Below are 20,518 nucleotides of genomic sequence, written 5' to 3' on the forward strand. Positions count from 1 at the left end.
GAGTCGAACGCAGATCACAAAGAACCGCAGTCAGTCATGACAAAGCTCATAACCGAACTGGAATCCGGCCTTTCACAAAAGAGGGAAGAGCCATTTGAAATACGTTCTTTCAAACCGTATCTGGGAGATGTTTGGATAGGGAATGCTGTCGCGTATGGTTGCTATCGGGCCGGTCAGGCTCCGGGACAGAAGGGCCCCGCCGATGAAGAAATTCTGGAAGACCTGAACATCATGGCTAAACATTGGAATCTGATAAGGGTCTATGGTGCGGACCGTGATACCAAGCGCATCCTTCGACTGATCGAGACTCACAAACTGCCTATCAAGGTGATCCAGGGTATCTGGTTGGAGCCGGAAGAAAACGATCCCGAAAAGAAGAAATCTAACATTGAGCAGGTTACCCTTGGTGTCGAACTGGCAAATGAGTATCCAGATATCGTAGTCGCCATAAGTGTGGCCAATGAAACGCAGGTGTTCTGGTCAGGGCATAAGATGAATCCCGAAATCCTGATACGATATACCCGTGCCGTTCGAAGCAATGTCTCTGTGCCGGTGACGACAGCTGATGACTACCTCTATTGGAACAAGCCTGAAAGTAAACAGGTGGCTGACGAAATCGACTTTGTCTTTACTCATATACACCCCCTGTGGAACGGAAAGTCGCTGGAGGATGGCATCAGTTGGATGGACGGGGTTTATCATGAACTTCAGGAAGTGCATCCCGACCGTATGATTGTACTCGGCGAGACCGGCTGGGCCACCGATTACAATGCCAACAAGACCGGACCCGGTGAGCAAGGCACACTGATAAAAGGGAAAGTCGACATAGCCGCCCAAGCCACGTTCCTGATCCAAATGAACCAGTGGATCGAGTCAAATCAGGTTACTACCTTCCTTTTTGAAGCCTTCGACGAATCCTGGAAAGGTGGCGGCGAGGATTCCCCGCCAAATGAGGTTGAAAAGCATTGGGGAGTCTATAACGAGGATCGTACTCCGAAAGAGTCATTTCTCAAGTCTCTGCCGCATCACCGCAAGGTTTTGGATTAGGGTGCTTGCCTGGCGTTCACACTGTCAGCCTGGAAGAAACTGAAGATAGTCTATCTGAAGTAAACGGACTAATCAGGTCGCATTTAGCCATAATGCGCCCTAACTTCTTGTGCCGCAACATGGATACGAGATTCGACTCCCCTTGTCTCCATTGATTACTATCCCAACACAAAAAAAGCCACGAAACCGCAATACAGCCTAAAGCCTCAAGCAAATCCGAGTCGCCAATCATAATCGGTTGTTATAATTGGACTTAGCCGCCGCCCCACTGTCTGTCCGGGCTGCCCAGAGGCTCGCCTCATCAGAATCGGAATTTAACTGTTGAAATATCCTATTGACAAAATCCGGATTATCTTTTACTTTGTTCGGGAGTCGAACAAAGTGGGAAGTTGTGAGAGCGAATTCTGTTAGTCCGTTCTCGATTTCTCACGGTAAATCTTTCCAAGGAGGAAAAGATGTTCATGCGGACTTCCGTTCACATTTTGGCGGTGGTTGCGATTATTGTGATGATAGGACTGCTTGGCTGCAGCGACGACAACGGCGTGGGCCCGGCACCGTTCCCGACCCAGAGCGAGGTGTTCATTGATGAATTCGGCAACAGTGTCACATTCGAGGCGTTTCTTGGTTCTAAGCTTGACGCTGTCCAAATAGATCAAACAGGTTATCAAAGCTCACGATCATTGATCGTCACAGTTCCCGATTCCGGTGATGCTTCGGGTAGTTATGCAGGTGGAGCTTTTACTGCCAATGTTGCTCGCGATCTGACTGATTACAACGCTCTGACATTCTGGGCAAAAGCCAGTACCGCCGCAACATTGGACGTTGCTGGTATTGGTAACGACAACACAGGAACGTCGAAGTACACCGCCGAAGTTACGAATCTGGCTATAACAACCGGCTGGCAGAAATACACAATTCCGATTCCTCTTTCTGAAAAGTTGGATGCCGAACAGGGTCTTTTCTATTTTGCTGAAGGCCCGGAAGGTGGCGTTGGAAACACAATCTGGTTTGACGAAGTACAATTTGCCCAGCTTTCAACAATTACCAATCCTCGTCCTGCTTTGACCAGCCGGACTATTGATGTTGAATCAGGTGAAACCGTTGATGTTGGCAATGCCATTGTAACATTCGATGTTGACGGTACAGATATTAATGTCAGCGCCATGCCGGGATATTTTACATTCACCTCATCGAATACCGGGGTCGTTTCTGTTGACGCCGATGGTGTCATTTCCGGTGCCGGAGTAGGTGATGCTACTTTAACTGCCACATTAGGTACCGTAGCTGCCACAGGTTCCATTACAGTCAATGTAAACACACCGCAGGCTGTTCCTTCTACAGCAGCTCCTACCCCGACGGTGGACGCTGCCGATGTGATTTCATTGTTCAGCAACGCCTACACTGACGAAACGGTTAATCTGTGGTCAACGGATTGGGATGATACCGACCTTGAGGATATCACGATCGGTTCTGACGATATCAAGAAATACTATAATCTGTCATTTGCAGGCGTTGATTTTTCAGACCCAACAATTGACGTGTCATCAATGACCCGTTTTCACATGGATGTATGGACACCGGTCCCGACTGATGCTCCGGCGGAGTTTACAATCAAGCTGGTCGATTTCGGCGCCGACGGTGCCTTTGGTGGGGGTGACGATCGTGAGCATGAACTTGCATTCGATGAAAACACTATGTCTTCTGAAAGCTGGGTGAGTATAGACGTTCCTCTTCTGGCCTTCTCCGGATTAACTACTAAAGGGCATCTCGCTCAGATGATAATCTCCGGTGATCTCGGAACGGTTTACATAGACAATATTTATTTCTACGACGCCGGTCCCCAAACAGCGCCGACAGTTCCAGCACCGACACCTACAGTTGGCGCTGCTAATGTCATCTCTCTTTTCAGCGATGCCTACACCGACGTGCCGGTTGATACCTGGTCGGCGGTCTATGATGTCGCCGATGTTGAAGAATATGCGATCGGTTCTGATAACACGAAAAAATACAGTAACCTTCTCTTTGCAGGCATAGAGTTTCTTACTACCACGGTTGATGCTTCTGCGCTGACTCATTTCCATATTGATGTCTGGACAGCCGATGCAACAGCTTCGCCGGCCCTGTTCAAAATCAAGCTGGTTGATCTTGGAGCCAATGGAGTCTATGGTGGTGGTGACGATGTTGAACATGAAGTCACTTTAGATCACAACACTATGAACACCGGCATCTGGGTAAGCATAGATATTCCTCTGTCCAGTTTCAGCGGTCTAACCACAAGAGGACAACTTGGTCAGTTGATTATTTCTGGAAATCCAAACACTGTATTCGTTGACAATATCTACTTCTATGATTCAGGTATCCCGACTATCCCGCTGGTTCCGGCACCGACACCCACACTTGATGCTGCCGATGTTGTTTCGTTGTTCAGCGATGCCTACACCGACGTGCCTGTTGATACCTGGTCGGCTGCCTGGGACAGCGCAACAGTCGAAGACTTTATGATTGGGTCTGATGCCACCAAAAAATACAGTTACCTTCTTTTTGCCGGCATAGAGTTCAAGACTACTACGATTGATGCTTCTGCGATGACTCATCTCTATATGAATGTATGGACACCAGATGCGACAGCTTCACCGTCAGTACTCAAAATCAAACTGGTCGATTTTGGAGCCAATGGTGTTTGGGATGGGGGTGACGATGTCGAACATGAAATCACTTTAGATGAAAGCAGCATGAATACCAGCAGTTGGGTGACTCTTGATATACCCTTGAGTGACTTCGTTGATTTGACAACAAAAGGACACCTGGCTCAGTTAATCATCTCAGGCGATCCAAACACCCTATATGTTGACAATATATATCTCCATAAGTGACATGACAGGATTAGACCATAGACGGAGGTGACAATGAATGAATGTACTATCGGGTCGGAATGACTCACATCCTGAAGAACGTACACTTACCGATTCGGTACTACGTAGGATTAGGTAATCAACGAAGTAATTGGAGAGAGAAGAAAAGATGAGACACTTACAATGCGTTTTAGCCCTTTGTTTACTGCTACTCTCGAGCAATCTCTTTGAGGCGAATGCTTCTCCTGCAGAATCATGCTGTATAGGGATCAGAGGTAATGTAGATAATTCAGTGGCCCAAGATGCTGACATTTCAGATTTAGTCTATTTGGTCGACTTTATGTTCACCGGTGGTCCCCCGCCGCCGTGTTTCGACGAAGCTGATATGGATGCTAGCGGAAGTATTGATATTTCCGACTTGGTTTACCTGGTCGACTTCATGTTCACCGGAGGTCCTCCGCCCCTCGAATGCACGTCGAGTGCTGTATTCATTGATGAATACGACGCTGGTGTAACTTATGAAGCTTTTCTCGGGTCCTATCTTGAGGCGGTTCAGGTTGATGCAGATAGTATGTATGCCGGCACTCAGGGCTTGGTAGTATCGATACCGGATGCTAACTGGGCCGGAGGGGCATTTACCGACTCTACGCCTCGTGACCTCTGGGAATACAACGCCCTTACTTTCTATGCCAAAGCAAGCGCCGAAGCAACCCTGGATGTAGCTGGCCTTGGGAATGACAATACCGGGACATCAAAATACACGGCCGAAGTAACAGGTCTCGCTCTTACTACAGAATGGCAGAAACTCATCATCCCGATCCCGGATCCTTCCAAACTAACCGCCGAGCAGGGACTGTTCTATTTTGCCGAAGGAAATGAAGGCGGTGAAGGATATCAGGTTTGGATGGATGAGATTGCGTTTGAAAATCTGCCCATAACCAACCCTCGTCCCGTAATCCCAACCATCACGCTCAATGTGACACTGGGTGGCGACATCGTGATTGAAGGTGGAACTTGCACCTTTGATGTTGGCGGTGGAGTTGATGTTGAAGTTAGCACCATGATGGGCTATTTCAATTTTACGTCCTCGGATGAAGCAGTTGTTACCGTTGGTGGCGACGGTGTTATCTCCGCAGTTGGCGCCGGAACGGCAGAATTGACTGCCGAACTCGGTAATGGTGGTGCTAAGGCTGCTATTCCTGCCCTCGGTACTGTTACGGTGGTCGTCAGTCCTCCCGAACCTGAACCGTCAACACCTGCCCCGACGCCGACGGTTGCCTCTGACAGTGTTGTCTCTCTTTACAGCGAAGCCTACACTAACGAAACGGTCAATACCTGGTCGGCGGCATGGGATGATGCCGATGTTGCAACCTATATGATCGGCGCCGACAGTACGAAGAAATACACCAACCTCGTCTTTGCCGGGATAGAGTTTACGAGCCCGACCGTTGATGTTTCTGCGATGGACCATTTCCATATTGATGTCTGGACCCCGAACCCATCGGGAACTCCGAATCTGTTCAAAGTCAAACTTGTCTCCTTCGGTGCTGACGGCGCCTGGGGTGGTGGCGACGATACCGAACATGAGCTATCTTTTGACGAGAGCACAATGTCATCTGAAGCCTGGGTCGGCATAGATGTGCCTCTGGCCAGTTTCAGCGGACTGGCGGAAACCGCTCACATGGCTCAGATGGTTATTTCGACTGACCCAACAACAGCCTACAATACCGTATACTTGGACAACATCTACTTCTACGACTCCGGCCTCCCCTCAGAGCCGGAAGTTGCAGCTCCCTCCCCGACCGTCAATCCTGACTACGTTGTGTCGCTCTATAGTGATGCCTACGCCAGTGCGACCATTGACACCTGGTCGGCTGTCTGGGATCAGGCCGATGTGTCTGATTTTGTGGTCGATGCTGATAACTCCAAGCATTACACCAACCTTGTCTTTGCCGGCGTAGAGTTTACATCCAGTCCGGTCGATGCTTCCGCGATGACTCGCTTCCACATGGACGTCTGGACACCGGTCCCGACCGGCGCCCCGGCTCTCTACAAAGTCAAGCTGGTCGATTTCGGCGCCGATGGTGCCTACGGCGGCGGCGACGATGTCGAACACGAGTTGTCTTTTGACGAGACCACTATGAACAGCCACGAGTGGGTTAGTATCGATATCCCACTTACCGATTTCACCAATCTGACAACGACCGGCGCTCTTGCCCAGATGATAATCTCAGGTGATCTGGGTGAGATCTATGTCGACAATATTTACTTCTGGACGCCTCCTCCGACCGAACCGCAAGAGGCGGCCCCGACACCGACTGAGGATGCCGGCGATGTAGTGTCACTCTTGAGCGATGCTTACACCAACCATCCGGTTGATACCTGGTCGGCCGGTTGGGATCAGGCCGATGTCTCAGACTTCGTGGTCGATGCCGACAGCTCCAAGCATTACACTAACCTCGTGTTTGCCGGTGTTGAGTTCACCACGACCACGCTCGATGCATCAAGTATGGATCGGTTCCACATGGATGTATGGACACCAAACCCGACCGGTGCTCCGGCTGTCTACAAAGTCAAACTGGTAGACTTCGGCGCCGATGGTGCCTGGGGCGGTGGTGACGATGTTGAGCACGAGTTGTCCTTCGACGAAACCACCATGAGCAGCCACAGCTGGGTTTCCATCGATATCCCGCTCACCGACTTCACAGGTTTGGTTACAACCGGTCACCTGGCTCAGATGATAATCTCAGGTGACATGTCAGAGGTCTGGGTAGACAATATTTACGTCTACACTACCGCCGGTCCGCCGACCGAACCGACAACATCAGCACCGACGCCGACTCAGGATGCCGGTGATGTTTTCTCTGTATTCAGTGATACTTACACAAGCACAGAGTTTGACGTTTGGTCACCTGGCTGGGATATGGGCGATGTTGTTGCCTTTACCATCGCTGCTGATAATCTCAAGAAATACACCAACTGGGGTTATGTCTTGTCTGAATATTCAGTAGGCGTAACGGGCCCTCAGGATATCAGTTCTATGACTCATTTCCACATGGACGTCTGGACACCGGATGCTACCGATGGATCTTCTGAGTTTAAGATCAAACTGGTAGACTTTGGTGCCGATGGTAATCCCGGCGGTGGAGATGATTCTGAACATGAGTTGACTCTTGGTGATGCTACAATGAGTACCGGCAGCTGGGTAAGCCTTGATATAGCACTGGCTGACTTTAGTGGTATGACTGGAACAGGAAACTTCGCTCAGATGATCCTCTCCGGTACATACAGTACTTTCTTCATAGATAATCTGTATTTCTACGTGACTGCTGCTACCGAACCACAAGAAGCGGCTCCGACACCTGACTACGGTTCCGGAAGTGTTGTTGCTCTGTACAGTGATGCCTACACCAACCATCCGGTCGACACCTGGTCGGCTGGTTGGGATGTGGCTGATGTAGCAGACTTTGTGGTCGATGCGGACAGCTCGAAGCAATATACCAACCTCGTCTTTGCCGGTATTGAGTTCACGACTACCACGCTTGATGCATCTTCGATGGACCGCTTCCACATGGATGTATGGACTCCTGATGCAACACCGGGCGGCCAACTGTACCGAGTCAAACTGGTTGACTTCGGTGGTGATGGCGCCTGGGGTGGTGGTGATGACGTTGAACATGAGCTGGTTTTTGATGAGACCACGATGAGCACCGGTGGCTGGGTCGGCATCGATGTCCCGCTTTCCGACTTCACCGGTCTGACAACGACCGGTCATCTGGCTCAGATGATTATCGCCAGCGATTCTCTGAGTACAGTGTTCATGGATAATGTCTACTTCTATTCGACCGCTCCGCTCAGTGCGGCTACGACGCCGACACTTCCAAGTGGCGACGTCATTTCTCTCTACAGCGACGCCTACACCGACGTGACGGTAGATACCTGGTCGGCTGGTTGGGATGCTGCCGACGTTGCAGACGTACTGGTTGGTTCCGACAACGCGAAACTGTACACCAACCTCTCGTTTGCCGGGATAGAGTTTACATCATCCACGATTGATGCTGACTCGATGACTCACTTCCATATCGATGTCTGGACTCCCGATGCTACAGGTGCACCTGCTGTCTTCATGATCAAACTTGTTGATTTCGGTGGTGACGGTGCCTGGGGTGGTGGCGATGACGTTGAACATGAGTTGACTCTTACCGAGAGCACCATGGACAGTGGCGGCTGGGTGAGTATTGAACTTGCCCTGTCAGCTTTCACCGGTCTGGTGACTAAGGGCCATCTGGCTCAGATGATCATCTCGGGTGATCCCAATACCATGTGGGTTGATAATGTGTATCTACACAAGTAGTCTTGTGTGAATAATTAGTGAACGGAGACAATGAGTGAATGTACTATCGGATCGGAATAACTTAGGTTCCCAAGAACGACCTTTGGCCGATCCGGTAGTACGTCTCATCTGGCGGGAGAAGCAGGCGACTCCTGTGGACGATTCCCGGCAGGTGGGACTGTCCCGTTCTATCGTCTCAGAGCCAACGAATAACCTTCTAAAAATGAACTTGTAATGCTTTGCCGTATCCTGAGGCTAATCTTCCTGTCGGCCTCTTTTGCGATCTTAATGTCCAATAACGGTTATTCCAGTCCATCTGATTCATCCGGGACCTGGACGTTGGTCTGGAACGATGAATTCGGCGGTACGGCCGGAGAGTCGCCCGATGCTGGTAACTGGGGATATGATATAGGGACCGACTGGGGCAATGCGCAGCTTGAATACGACACCGACCGTCCTTCTAATGTGTCTTTGGATGGAAACGGAAATCTCGCCATTATCGCCCGTGAAGAATCCTATATGGGTCGGCAGTATACGTCGGCAAGGATAGTGACAAGGGGTCTGTATGAACCGACTTACGGCAGAGTCGAGGCTCGTATCAATCTTCCAACCGGACAGGGTATCTGGCCCGCATTCTGGATGCTCGGCAGTGACTTCACCACAGTTGGCTGGCCCCAGTGTGGCGAGATTGATATCATGGAATATCTCGGACATCAGACAAATACGGTTTATGGTACTATTCACGGTCCCGGTGCTTATGGCGGAGGTGGTGTTGGAACGTCGTATGTTTTGGAGGACGGACAGTTCGATACCGACTTTCATGTTTTCGCGGTGGAATGGGAAGAAGACGTGATCAGGTGGTATGTGGACGACGTCAATTATTATACAGTCACTCCGGACAGTCTCGGCGGCAACGAATGGGTGTTTGACCACCCGTTCTACATTATTCTGAATGTAGCAGTCGGCGGTAACTGGCCCGGACCTCCCGATGGTTCGACGGTTTTCCCTCAGACAATGCTCGTCGATTATGTCAGAGTTTACCAAAGGGGTTCATCTGCAGAATCATGCTGTCGAGGTTTCACAGGCAATGTTGACAATTCACCGAGCGAAACAGTTGATATTACTGACCTGGTTTATATGGTCGATTATATGTTTTCAGGAGGCTCACCCCCACCTTGCATGCAAGAAGTCGATATGGACGGGAGTCCGGGGATTGACATTGGTGACCTGGTCTATCTTGTCGACTACATGTTTACCGGTGGTCCTTTGCCTCTCGAATGTCCAGCCCCGCTGGATTTTGTATTCACGGATGAATTCCACGGTACGGTATTTTATCAGGCATTCCTCGGTTCCAAACTGGACGCCGTTCAGATCGATCAGACTATTATGTATGCAGGCACACAGGGGTTGGTAGTAACCGTTCCGGATGTTGGAGACCCATCCGGAAATTATGCCGGGGGGGCATTTACGACCTCCATAGCCTTTGACTTAACAAAGTATAACGCACTTACATTCTGGGCGAAAGCGAGTACAGCCGCAACACTGGATATCGCCGGGATCGGCAATGATAATACCGGAACATCAGAATACACAGTCGATGTGAATGACCTTGCACTTACGACAACATGGCAAAAATACATCATTCCCTTCCCCCTTGCCGAGAAGTTAGACAATGAGCAAGGACTTTTCTACTTTGCCGAAGGACCGGAAAACGGTAGCGGGTATCAGATTTGGATGGATGAAATTATCTTCGAAGACCTGGCGACCATAACCAACCCGCGTCCCGCCTTGAACTCACAGACAGTTGACGTGGAATCCGGTGATACTATCTTTGTCGATTACGGTACGGCTACTTTCGACGTTGACGGCACTGATTTAGATGTGAGCTTTATGCCGGGATATTTCAGCTTCTTATCTTCAGATGAACTTGTGGTATCGGTCGGTGTCGATGGAACTATCACAGCCGTTGGAATCGGCACTGCAACCATAACAGCAACTCTCGGCGCCACGGCTGCTACCGGGACGATTACAGTCAATGTAAACGCACCTCCAGACGAACCGGCAACATCAGCCCCGACGCCGACAGTTGATGCCGGCAGTGTAATCTCCCTTTTCAGTGATGCCTACACCGATGTGACCGTTGATACCTGGTCGGCTCCGTGGGACCAGGCTGATGTCGAAGATTTTATGATCGGTCCTGATGCCACGAAGAAGTACACTAACCTTGTCTTTGCCGGTATAGAGTTTACATCTACTACGGTTGATGTCTCTGCGATGACCCATTTCCACATGGATGTATGGACCCCGGACAACACCAATGCGCCTTCGGTGTTCAAAGTTAAGCTGGTAGACTTTGGTGCCAATGGTGTTTGGAGCGGCGGCGATGATGTTGAGCACGAAATAACCCTTAACGAATCTACTATGAACACCGGAAGCTGGGTAAGTATTGATCTTGCTTTAACAGATTTCACTAACCTGACAACCAAAGAGCATCTGGCTCAGTTACTCATCTCGGGTGATCCAAATACAGTTTATGTGGATAATATTTACTTCTATGATGCCGGTTCTCCCACAGCTCCGACAGTTGCGGCTCCGACGCCGACAGTTGGTGCTGCCGATGTTATATCCTTGTTCAGCGATGCCTACACCGATGTGCCGGTAGACACTTGGTCGGCTGTCTGGGATGTTGCCGATGTTGAGGACTATGCAATCGGTTCTGACAACACCAAGAAATACACCAACCTTGTTTACGCCGGTATAGAGTTCAAGACTACTACCGTTGATGCATCGGCCATGACTCATTTTCACATGGATTTATGGACGCCGGACCCAACTATGTCTCCAGCGGTTTTCAATATCAAGCTGGTCGACTTTGGCGCCAATGGAGTTTGGGATGGTGGTGGTGACGATGTCGAACATGAGTTGTCTCTTGACCACAATACAATGAATACCGGTAGCTGGGTTAGTATTGAACTTGCTCTGTCGGATTTCACCGGTCTGACGACCAGAGCACATTTGGCTCAGTTGATAATTTCGGGTAATCCCAATACTGTATATGTTGATAATGTCTACTTTCATAAGTAATATGATGCAGATAATTCTTGAACGGCAAAACTAAATGTGCTCACAATCAGATAAAAACAACACGCCTCCCAAAGAGCGACCCCTGGCCAATTCGGTTCGCCGTCTGGTCTGGCGCGAAAAGAGAACAACCAGAGCTGAGATTGCACGGTTGACCGGGCTGTCTCGTTCTACAGTTTCCGAGATTGTTGACAGTCTGCTAACCACCGGGCTCATAGAAGAGATCGGTGCCGGCAAGTCAAGCGGCGGTCGGCGTCCGATCGTACTTGAGTTTCAGGATGAAGCCAGGTGTATCCTGGGTGTAGATCTGGGAGCTACTCACGTAGGGGTAGTTCTGACCGATCTTCGAGGCAACGTCCTGGCCTGGAAGGAGCGCCGCCATCCGGTGAGATCCGATCCCAAGGGTTCCCGAGAACTGGTCATCGCCCTGTGTGACGAGTGCCTGAATGAGAGTGGCAAGGATAAGGGATCGCTCTTGAGTATCGGGGTAGCGGTGCCCAGTCCGGTAGATCCTCTTAACCCAAAACTTCTTTCGGAAGTAGTGATTCCCGCCTGGCGTGGAGAAAGCGGACTGGAGCAACTTCAGCAATATTACGGCGTCAAGGTCCATGTCGACAACGACGCCAATTTGGGCGCGGTGGCTGAAAATTGGTGGGGGGCTGGTCAAGGGATTGAGGATCTCGTATACATTAAGGTCGCACATGGAATCGGCGCCGGCTACATCCTGAATGGAGACGTATATCGTGGCGCCGCAGGCGTAGCAGGTGAGATGGGCCACCTGCCTATCGATCCAAACGGCTCCCCTTGCGTCTGCGGTCTCAAGGGCTGCCTGGCAACATTAGTCGGAGCGCCGGCGGTATCAGAGCGTGCGCGTGAATTGGCAGGGGATTATCCCGACAGTTGCCTCAAGATCAATTCTGCACCTTTCTCAGACTTGAGGGTAGCTGTAGAGCAGGGCGACGCACTCGCAACTCGACTTGTGGATGAAATCACCGATTATCTGGCCATTGCGATTGCAGGCTGGTTCAATCTCATGAATCCCAAACTCGCAATTCTGGGCGGAAGTATGGCCAGTCTCGGTGAATTCGTTGTGGGTCCTCTGAGGGAAAAGGTCAGGGGCAATACTCTGGTAAGCAAAGCGGCGGTGAGTATCAGGATCGGCGAACTCGGCCCGAGAGCGGTTGCAGTCGGTGCGGCAACACTGGCCCTGCAGGCGATGTTTTCAGATCCTCAACCGGTTGGTAGCAGTGAGCAGCCAAGGACATGATGCGCTGGCGGACGCTAACAAATACTGTTCATATAATCTCGATCGTTGCCACTTTGGTGTTGAACGGATGCAGCAACTCTACAGATTCGAAAATGATATACCGCTTAGTATGGAACGATGAATTTGACGGACCGGTGGGCCAAAAGCTCGGCTCCGACAAATGGGGCTACGATGTCGGTACCGACTGGGGTAACGCTCAACTTGAGTACGATACCGACCGAGCTGAGAATGTCTCCCTGGATGGAAACGGCAATCTAGCCATTGTCGCCCGCAAGGAGTCCTATCAGGGACAACCATACACCTCGGCTCGGATCGTGACACGGGATTTGTTCGAACCAAAGTACGGCAGGATTGAGGCCCGAATCAAACTCCCGACCGGTCAGGGTATCTGGCCGGCTTTCTGGATGCTGGGTAATGACATCAAAACCGTTAGCTGGCCCCAATGCGGCGAGATAGACATTATGGAATATCGTGGTCAGCATTCGCATGTCATCCACGGCAGTCTGCATGGCCCAGGCTACGCCGGGGGACGCGCCCTGTCTCGCAGTTACACGCTTGATGGAGCAGGATTCGATACCGACTTTCACGTTTTTGCGGTTGAATGGACCCGGGGGAGGATCGATTGGCACGTGGATGGTAGTCACTACCTGACTATCCTGCCGGAGCATGCCAATGGTGATTGGGTGTTTGATCACCCGTTCTATATTATTCTGAATGTGGCTGTAGGTGGCCACTGGGTCGGACCGCCCAACGAAAACACTGTTTTCCCGCAAACAATGTTGATTGACTACGTTCGAGTATACGCTGGAGAGTCATGATCACTCACGGCCTTCTGCGTGACAACCCCTTTGAGGAGTTTTGATGAACCCATCGCAGCACTTTGAAACTGCTCCGGAAGACCGGATTTCCCTCGCACAAAGACTGGTCTATGGCCTCGGCGGATTGATAAACAACTTACTGGCCGCTGCCAGTGGCGGTATGATGATTGTTCTCAATCTCGGCCTCGGCATGAATCCCGCCCTCGTCGGTCTGCTGGGAGCGCTGCCTCGTTTCACCGATGCGCTGACGGACCCGATGATGGGATTTATTTCCGACCGCACCAAGTCAAGATGGGGAAGGCGTCGGCCATACATCTTTTGTGGCGCCATAGCCGCCGGTCTGATATTTGCCGCGCTGTGGCAATTACCGAGAGGGCAGAGCGAGACTTTCTACTTTATCTGGTTCCTTGCCGGTTCGATTCTTTTCTACATGGGATATACCGTGTTTGCCACTCCCTGGGTTGCCTTGGGGTATGAGTTGACGCCAGATTATCACGAGCGCACTCGTCTCATGGGTACGCAGAACTTCCTCAGCCAACTCGCCTACGTGGTATCACCCTGGTTTTTGTGGATAATGACTTACCAGGGTTGGTTCAAAGATCAGATCGACGGCGCCGCCGGCCTGGCCATCATCATCGCCGCGGTGACTATTGGAGTTGGTATCCTACCTGCCATCTTTCTCAGAGAGCGTCTCAAAGGGATCGCTGTGGCCGAGATTACCGCTGAGGGTCAGAAATCCCAGAGTACCGCTGCCGCCTTCAAGCGAAATATTATCGAGTTCTTCAAAGGGTTTGCCGCTACTATAAAGTCGGGACCGTTTTTGAAACTCGGCCTGGCGACCTTTTTAGTTTTCAATGGCTTCATTCTGATAGCCGCCTTTCAGTCCTACGTGACTATTTATTACGTCTGTGGCGGGGATCAGAATTTGGGTGCGGAATACGTAGGGTACACCGGAAGCGTCGCTGCGGTTTCCACCTTTATCGTTATTCCCATCGTAACATGGCTCGCTACCAAGATTGGTAAACGGCGCGCCTTCTTCTACTCGACCGGCATCTCCATGGTCGGCTATGCTGTAAAATGGATCTGTTACAATCCTGAAATTCCCTGGCTGGTCGTGGTCCCGGCGCCGCTGCTTGCTTTCAGTCTGGGGGGTTTGTTCACGCTGATGCCTTCGATGATGGCCGATGTTGTTGATCTCGATGAACTCGAAACTCACGAACGCCGCGAGGGGATGTTCGGCTCCATATTCTGGTGGGTTGTAAAACTCGGAATGTCAGCCGCTCTGGCCGGTGGCGGATTCTTGCTCAACGCTAGTGGCTTCGATGTTGAGCTGGGGGAAAGTCAGACCGTTAGTGCCCTCTTCTTGATGCGGATTTTTGACGTCGTTATCCCAATTGTGACATCAGCGATTGCGATCTGGGCAGTGGCCACATTCCCGATTACCGAAAAGAAAGCGCGCGAAGTAAGAGAAGAGTTGGAACGCAGAAGAGGCAAGGGGAACGAAGTAGCATCGTAATGATTGTCGACCGACGACCAGAAAAAGAGCATCACCGTGAAGTGATGCTTTTTTTGTATGACTTTGGCTAAAGCTCAATCGGTGATTTCGAATTCTGCTCTTAGGTCAGTATCGGAACATCCCCCGATCCAAAGGTGAAATTCTCCCGGCTCGGTGACAAGTTGCATCTGTCGGTTGTAAAAGGCCAGATCATCCGTGCTCAACTCGAAGCTGACCGTCTTGCCGGCGCCTGGACTAAGTTTGATCCGTTGGAATCCTTTTAGCTCTTTGACGGGTCGAGTTACGCTCCCCACCAGATCTCTGACGTATAGCTGTACGACTTCCTCTGCCTCGACAGCACCTGAGTTGTGAAGGTCGACCGTCACTGTAAAGCTACTGCCCATCGGTATGCTGACGCTGGACAACATGAGATTCGTATACTCGAACTTAGAATACGAAAGACCGAAGCCGAATGGAAACAGTGGAGAGTTTGGTACATCCAGGTGAAACGAGGTGTCGCCAAAAGAGTGTTGAGGTGCATTGAGCTCGATGTCATCCATGCTCACGACCGATTCGGACGTGCCCGGACGACCGGTGTTCTTGTGCGAGTAGTAAATAGGAATCTGTCCGGCAACTCGGGGGAAGGTAACCGGTAGTCTGCCCGAAGGGGACTCTTTGCCGAAAAGAAGATCAACAATCGCCGGTCCGGCCATACTACCCGGATGCCAGGCACAAAGGAGGGCGTCGAACTTACCGACCACACTCTGCAAAGCGAGTGGTCGGCCGGCCATTAGCACTACGATTAACGGCTTGCCCAACCGACACATCTCCTCAATCAGCTCTTCCTGATTTCCCGGAAGGGAGATATCGGCCCGGCAGTGAGCCTCACCGGCCAGGATCGACTCTTCACCCAGGAACATAACAACTGCATCAGACTTACTAGCGGCTTCTATCGCCTCAGGGAACCCATCGCGTGTTCGGCTACGCGTGCTTTCCATGCCACGAGCGTAGTGGATTTCAAACTCTCCGCCAAACTGTGTCTGCAGTGCCGCCACGGGAGTCTGACTCAACGATGGATCTCCGTCGAATACCCATGTCCCAAGCTGTTCGTATCCATCGTTAGCCAGTGGACCGATCAGGGCCAGTGACTTCAATCGGTTGGGCTTAAGAGGCAGAAGCTCATTCTTGTTTTTCAGTAGCACGATACTCTCAACAGACGCTCTTTTGGCAATCTCAAGGTGGTTGGCCGGCGACAGTGGATCTGATGCTGCCGTCGTTTTTATTGGATCATCAAAGAGTCCCAGCAGAATCTTCACCCTAAGTATATTGCCAACCATCGTGTCGATACGTTCGACAGATATCCTATCTTCTTCAACGAGCGCACCAAGGTAGTCAGCAAATGTGCTGCTGGTCATTTCCATATCGACACCCGCGCTGGCAGCTTCGTAAGCCGACTCCTTGTCGTCGGACGTAAGTCCGTGGACCGATAGCTGGCTGATTGATTCCCAGTCGCTAACCACAAATCCATCGTATCGCCACTCTTCGCGGAGAATCTGTCGCAATAGAAACGGATTGGCCGATGCAGGGACGCCATTAAGGTCACCGAACGAAGTCATGAATGACGCCACTTGGGCCTCAGCGGCTGCACGGAACGGAACCAGATGGACATTGCGAAGTTCGTGTTCCGATAAATTGGTAGTGTTGTAGTCTTTGCCGCTTTCACTGGCGCCGTAACCAGCGAAGTGTTTGGCGCACGCAGCAATACTGTCCGCCCGAGCCAAGTCCTCACCCTGGAAACCGGCAATCATAGACTTGGCCAGCTCTGCGCACAAGTGTGTGTCCTCGCCGAATGATTCTGCTATTCTACCCCAGCGCGGATCACGGCTTATGTCTATCATCGGAGCGAAGGTCCAGTTGACACCCGCTGCGGAAGCCTCAATTGCCGAGATTCGACCGCATTGTTCCACCAAGGTTGGGTTCCAGGTGGCCGCCAATCCCAATGGAATCGGAAAAACGGTCTTGAATCCGTGAATAACGTCGCGGCCAATCAACAAAGGAATCCCCAGACGACTCTCCTTCAGTGCAACTTGTTGGAGTTCGTCAACAGTCGTGACATCAACTTCGTTCAACAGGCCGCCGATCTTGCCACCCGCAATGGAGTTTCGCAATTCCGGCGGGATGGAGCCACCCCCACCGTTGATCAGAGAGAGTTGCCCGATCTTTTCTGCAAGAGTCATTTGCTCCAGAAGATCGGTAGTCCGTTTTTCAACTACGTCCGGATTGTCAGTCACTTGTCTCAATCTTCATCCTTCACTTAGTTACCGACATATAGGTGCAAGTAAGTTCTGATCTCCCACTCGTTACCGTCGTCAGCATCTGGGTTTGGTATGGGACCGTCCGGGCCCGGCAGTGAAGTGGGACGATACCGGGAGGAGTATTCGTCGAGCGACCGCCAGATGGCCTTCACGCCAAGCCGTGTTTGCGGCAGGGCGAACCACTCGGGCTTCCCGATGAACGTTGAAATGTCAGCATACAATTGAATCGGAAAGGTAAGGTTGTGATCACGATGGTAATCATAAGGGCCCCAATCGTTAAGTTCAATAGCAGCCTGCAACCTCGTGGATCCGGAGATAAGGCGAACATCAGCTCCATACCGATCAATCAGTCTTGGATCGTCTCCGTGTGGTTCACCTTTGCCCGCGTAAAGATTGGCAATCATACTAAAGTCTGGCCTAAGTTTCGAGACTATTCGAGCACGAGCTTCCCATACATCACGTGCCGGGGTGGCACCGGGGAACGGGTAGATAGGATTACCAGCAGCAGAATCAAAGAAAAGAGCCGCATCCATAGTCGTTTTATAGTGCTTGATAATGAGACCAAAGGTCGCTGCGAGTTTGGCGTCTTCGCGTATATCGCTATCCCAGAGATACATCCATGTAGCAGGGGTCGGGTCGTAGGTAATAACGATTTCGCCGGCGACCATCTCGCGGTTTTCACGAACAGCAAAGGCATCGTCCCGAACGTTGCGCGGATGTCCGGGTTGTGGAACATCTGCAGGCATTGGACCCTTGAGAGGTTTTTGCCACAAGAAGTTGGGAGATACTTCGAGATTTCCGAAACGGGTTGAAACACCGGTTATGAGATTTCGTTGGTTTCCCTTCCCACTCTCCTTCAACCACCAATCAGAGTAAGTTTGGGTCAATGTAGGTCCACCGTCGGCAACCAGTCCCATGGATGCTCCTTGAAGGTACCAAAGCCAGCTTCCCATGGAGTAGCTCAGTTTGAATTTACCGCCAAAAGCGTCCTTGGATTCTATGCTGTCCTGCAAAACTTCGTAGTTACCTTCTGTTCCCTTTACGAACTGAAAAGGCTGCCCAACTTTGTTATCACCAGACCAGATTCCGCCCAGTTCGACTGTCAGTGGTCCGCGATTGATCTCGAGATGGAGAGTGGCCTTCTTTGTCTTGGGCAGGGGGATCGCCGTGGAAGTAACAGCGTTCGTTTGATCGGCAAGATCATGCTGGTAGATTCCAGTCGCCAGAACAGATCCGATTCTCCGTTGGTATTTCAACAGGGCGGCCGGGTTCGCTCCCCACCAGAGTTCCGGCCCTATCGCGAACTTAAGACCATTGAGGTTCTTTTTTCCGGTGAACTCCAACCCCAACGGTGCTTCGCCGTTATAAATGTCTATGTTCGGTCCGTAGTTGGCCTCGCGGTAAAGACCGAAAAAATCTCCCTCATATCCCCAGTGATAGTGACCTGTTCGGTAGAACCCTTCAACGTCGAACAAGCGTCCGGCCCAGGAAACTGATGCGCTATAGACCTTGAGACGTTCGATATCTTTCAATTCGATCTCGCCGTTATTGAACACGATAGCTTGCACCCGGCCACGATTCTCATAAAAAATCTCGTCAATCGGGTTCTCAGGAACGTGTCCTATATAATTCAATGCCAACGTGCCTCGCACAGCCCCCGAGGGCTTCGCCTCGATTTCTGTGTAATAAGACTCCAGGTGATCAAAACCTTGGAACGCGGGGTATCCCGGCGGGCCTGGATTTTTGGGTGTGGTGACATTGATACCACCCGTGCTGATTGTCTCAAATCTGAACCAGGCGCGACTTACCCTAACCCTGCCGCCTGTCTCCGCAGTGAGGGCAGCTTTGTTGCCTCTAGCTTCAAGGGCCGCTCCCATTGGAGTGATTTTGGAAAAGTGAGCGCGAATTGTCTCCAGTGAGGTGCTTGGCCCGTATGGGTCCAGAGTATACGCCTTTTTCAACGCGTAATAAGCAGCCCTCGGGTAAAGTTGGTATAGACCTGAAGCATCGGGGAATCCCTTGGCACAAATACCCCACCACTCCTCGTTCATATTATTCTCGCCCGGTATCAAGTCTTCTTGGTATCCGCCGTTGGGCCAGGAGGCGTTTATGTCGTGTATATCGAGATTCTCCTCCTGCTTGTATTTCCACCAACCATCCGAGAACTGAAATGTGAATCCACCGCAGGCGTTACCGATTCTGCCTTTGTCATGCGACTGTTCATAGATTTCCTGCCATTGACCGATCAAATAGCGCGCCTGAGTCTGCTGATCTTCCTGCAGGGTTTTGGCATTGAACGCATCAGCGCCGAACTCTGTGAAGATATAGGGGATACCCATTTTCTCTTTGACAACTTCAAAGGCGTCTCGTGCCGAAATCCCGCGGTATACATTGGAACCAAGGATATCCAGGTTCGATAGTTCCTCGGCGATGATATCGATATATTGCAGATCACCGTTGGCCATCGCGACAGGACGCCCAGGGTCCCTGGACTTAATCATGTCGGTAACATCGCCGAACAACGTGTAGAGATAACGAGCTTTGGCCGCCCTGCGTTCACCCTCGGGTAGAGCCTCGGTTTCGGCCGAGCTCCATTCAAGTCCATAGTTGTTTTCGTTGCCTAACAGCCAGAAGAGCATTCCCGGCGTACCATCAAACTCGGCGACAAGAGCTTCCATCTCCGCCATAAGCACGGCGCGCGTGGTGGGGTCGGAGTAGTCGGTGATGGGTGTCCATACACCGTTGAGCGTCAACCCGTAGCGCCCCAGCGGATGGTTAACAACGGTATAGATGCCATACGTCTCATATATGTACTTGACCCATCGAGGTGGGATGCCAACATAGTGACGAATGGTGTTGACACCCATATTCTGCAAAAGCGGCATCTCACGGGCGAGGGCGGCCATGATAAAATCGTCCGACTGAGTCCAGAGACTGTAAGCATAGTTCTTTCCGATCGGGATATAGCCCCAGTTCATTCCCTTGATCATGAAATCGGCGCCGTTGACCTGGAGCTTCGATCCCGATTGGTCATTGATGATCTTGACTGTTGGTACTTCAGTCGCCATCACCGGTTGAACGGAAGTGCCGGCAATTACTATGGCCAGCAAGACAATAACGACCGATACGGTATGATTGATACGCGGAGTTGCAGTAGTCATCCAAGTCTACCTTCTGTTTAAGTCTTTGTTAGCGAACAAAATAAGCATCCGCGTGGCAACAAAAAACAGTCGCGCTACGAAAAACAAGACTTTGTTCTCTTACCGAACAAAGTACCCCAGAATCCCAGATTTGTCAAGCAATATTGACC

9 protein-coding genes are annotated in these 20,518 nt (G+C 51.1%); 7 read left to right on the forward strand and 2 right to left on the reverse strand.

What is annotated here, in order from left to right:
• Positions 1-36 precede the first annotated feature (36 nt).
• The 7 genes from OEV49_09105 to OEV49_09135 all read left to right on the forward strand — a co-directional run bounded on the left by OEV49_09105 (position 37) and on the right by OEV49_09135 (position 14,914).
• Positions 37-1,047: a glycosyl hydrolase family 17 protein gene (locus OEV49_09105; GenBank protein MDH3891229.1), complete on the forward strand. Its 1,011-nt coding sequence runs from the start codon at positions 37-39 to the stop codon at positions 1,045-1,047.
• Between the two features lie 575 nt (positions 1,048-1,622).
• On the forward strand, positions 1,623-3,920 hold the full coding sequence (locus OEV49_09110) for an Ig-like domain-containing protein (protein ID MDH3891230.1): 2,298 nt from the start codon (positions 1,623-1,625) through the stop codon (positions 3,918-3,920).
• Between the two features lie 271 nt (positions 3,921-4,191).
• Complete coding sequence (locus OEV49_09115) at positions 4,192-8,253, forward strand: hypothetical protein (GenBank protein ID MDH3891231.1); 4,062 nt, start codon at positions 4,192-4,194, stop codon at positions 8,251-8,253.
• Between the two features lie 213 nt (positions 8,254-8,466).
• Positions 8,467-11,316 carry a glycoside hydrolase family 16 protein gene (locus tag OEV49_09120; GenBank protein MDH3891232.1) on the forward strand — a complete coding sequence of 950 codons (2,850 nt, stop codon included), beginning with the start codon at positions 8,467-8,469 and terminating at the stop codon, positions 11,314-11,316.
• Positions 11,317-11,350: 34 nt separating this feature from the next.
• Positions 11,351-12,580 carry an ROK family transcriptional regulator gene (locus OEV49_09125; GenBank protein MDH3891233.1) on the forward strand — a complete coding sequence of 410 codons (1,230 nt, stop codon included), beginning with the start codon at positions 11,351-11,353 and terminating at the stop codon, positions 12,578-12,580.
• Between the two features lie 92 nt (positions 12,581-12,672).
• Positions 12,673-13,398 carry a glycoside hydrolase family 16 protein gene (locus OEV49_09130; GenBank protein ID MDH3891234.1) on the forward strand — a complete coding sequence of 242 codons (726 nt, stop codon included), beginning with the start codon at positions 12,673-12,675 and terminating at the stop codon, positions 13,396-13,398.
• A gap of 43 nt (positions 13,399-13,441) precedes the next feature.
• Entirely contained in the window at positions 13,442-14,914 is a 1,473-nt protein-coding gene (locus OEV49_09135; GenBank protein MDH3891235.1) for an MFS transporter, read from the forward strand.
• Positions 14,915-14,988: 74 nt separating this feature from the next.
• On the opposite strand, the gene bglX is transcribed toward OEV49_09135, so the two are convergent.
• Together bglX and OEV49_09145 are read right to left on the reverse strand one after the other, a co-directional pair.
• On the reverse strand, positions 14,989-17,184 hold the full coding sequence (gene bglX / locus OEV49_09140; protein ID MDH3891236.1) for a beta-glucosidase BglX: 2,196 nt from the start codon (positions 17,182-17,184) through the stop codon (positions 14,989-14,991).
• Positions 17,185-17,207: 23 nt separating this feature from the next.
• Complete coding sequence (locus tag OEV49_09145; GenBank protein ID MDH3891237.1) at positions 17,208-20,369, reverse strand: glycosidase; 3,162 nt, start codon at positions 20,367-20,369, stop codon at positions 17,208-17,210.
• Positions 20,370-20,518: the final 149 nt, after the last annotated feature.

It is taken from the genome of Candidatus Zixiibacteriota bacterium, assembly GCA_029860345.1.
Lineage (GTDB): Bacteria > Zixibacteria > MSB-5A5 > GN15 > FEB-12 > JAJRTA01.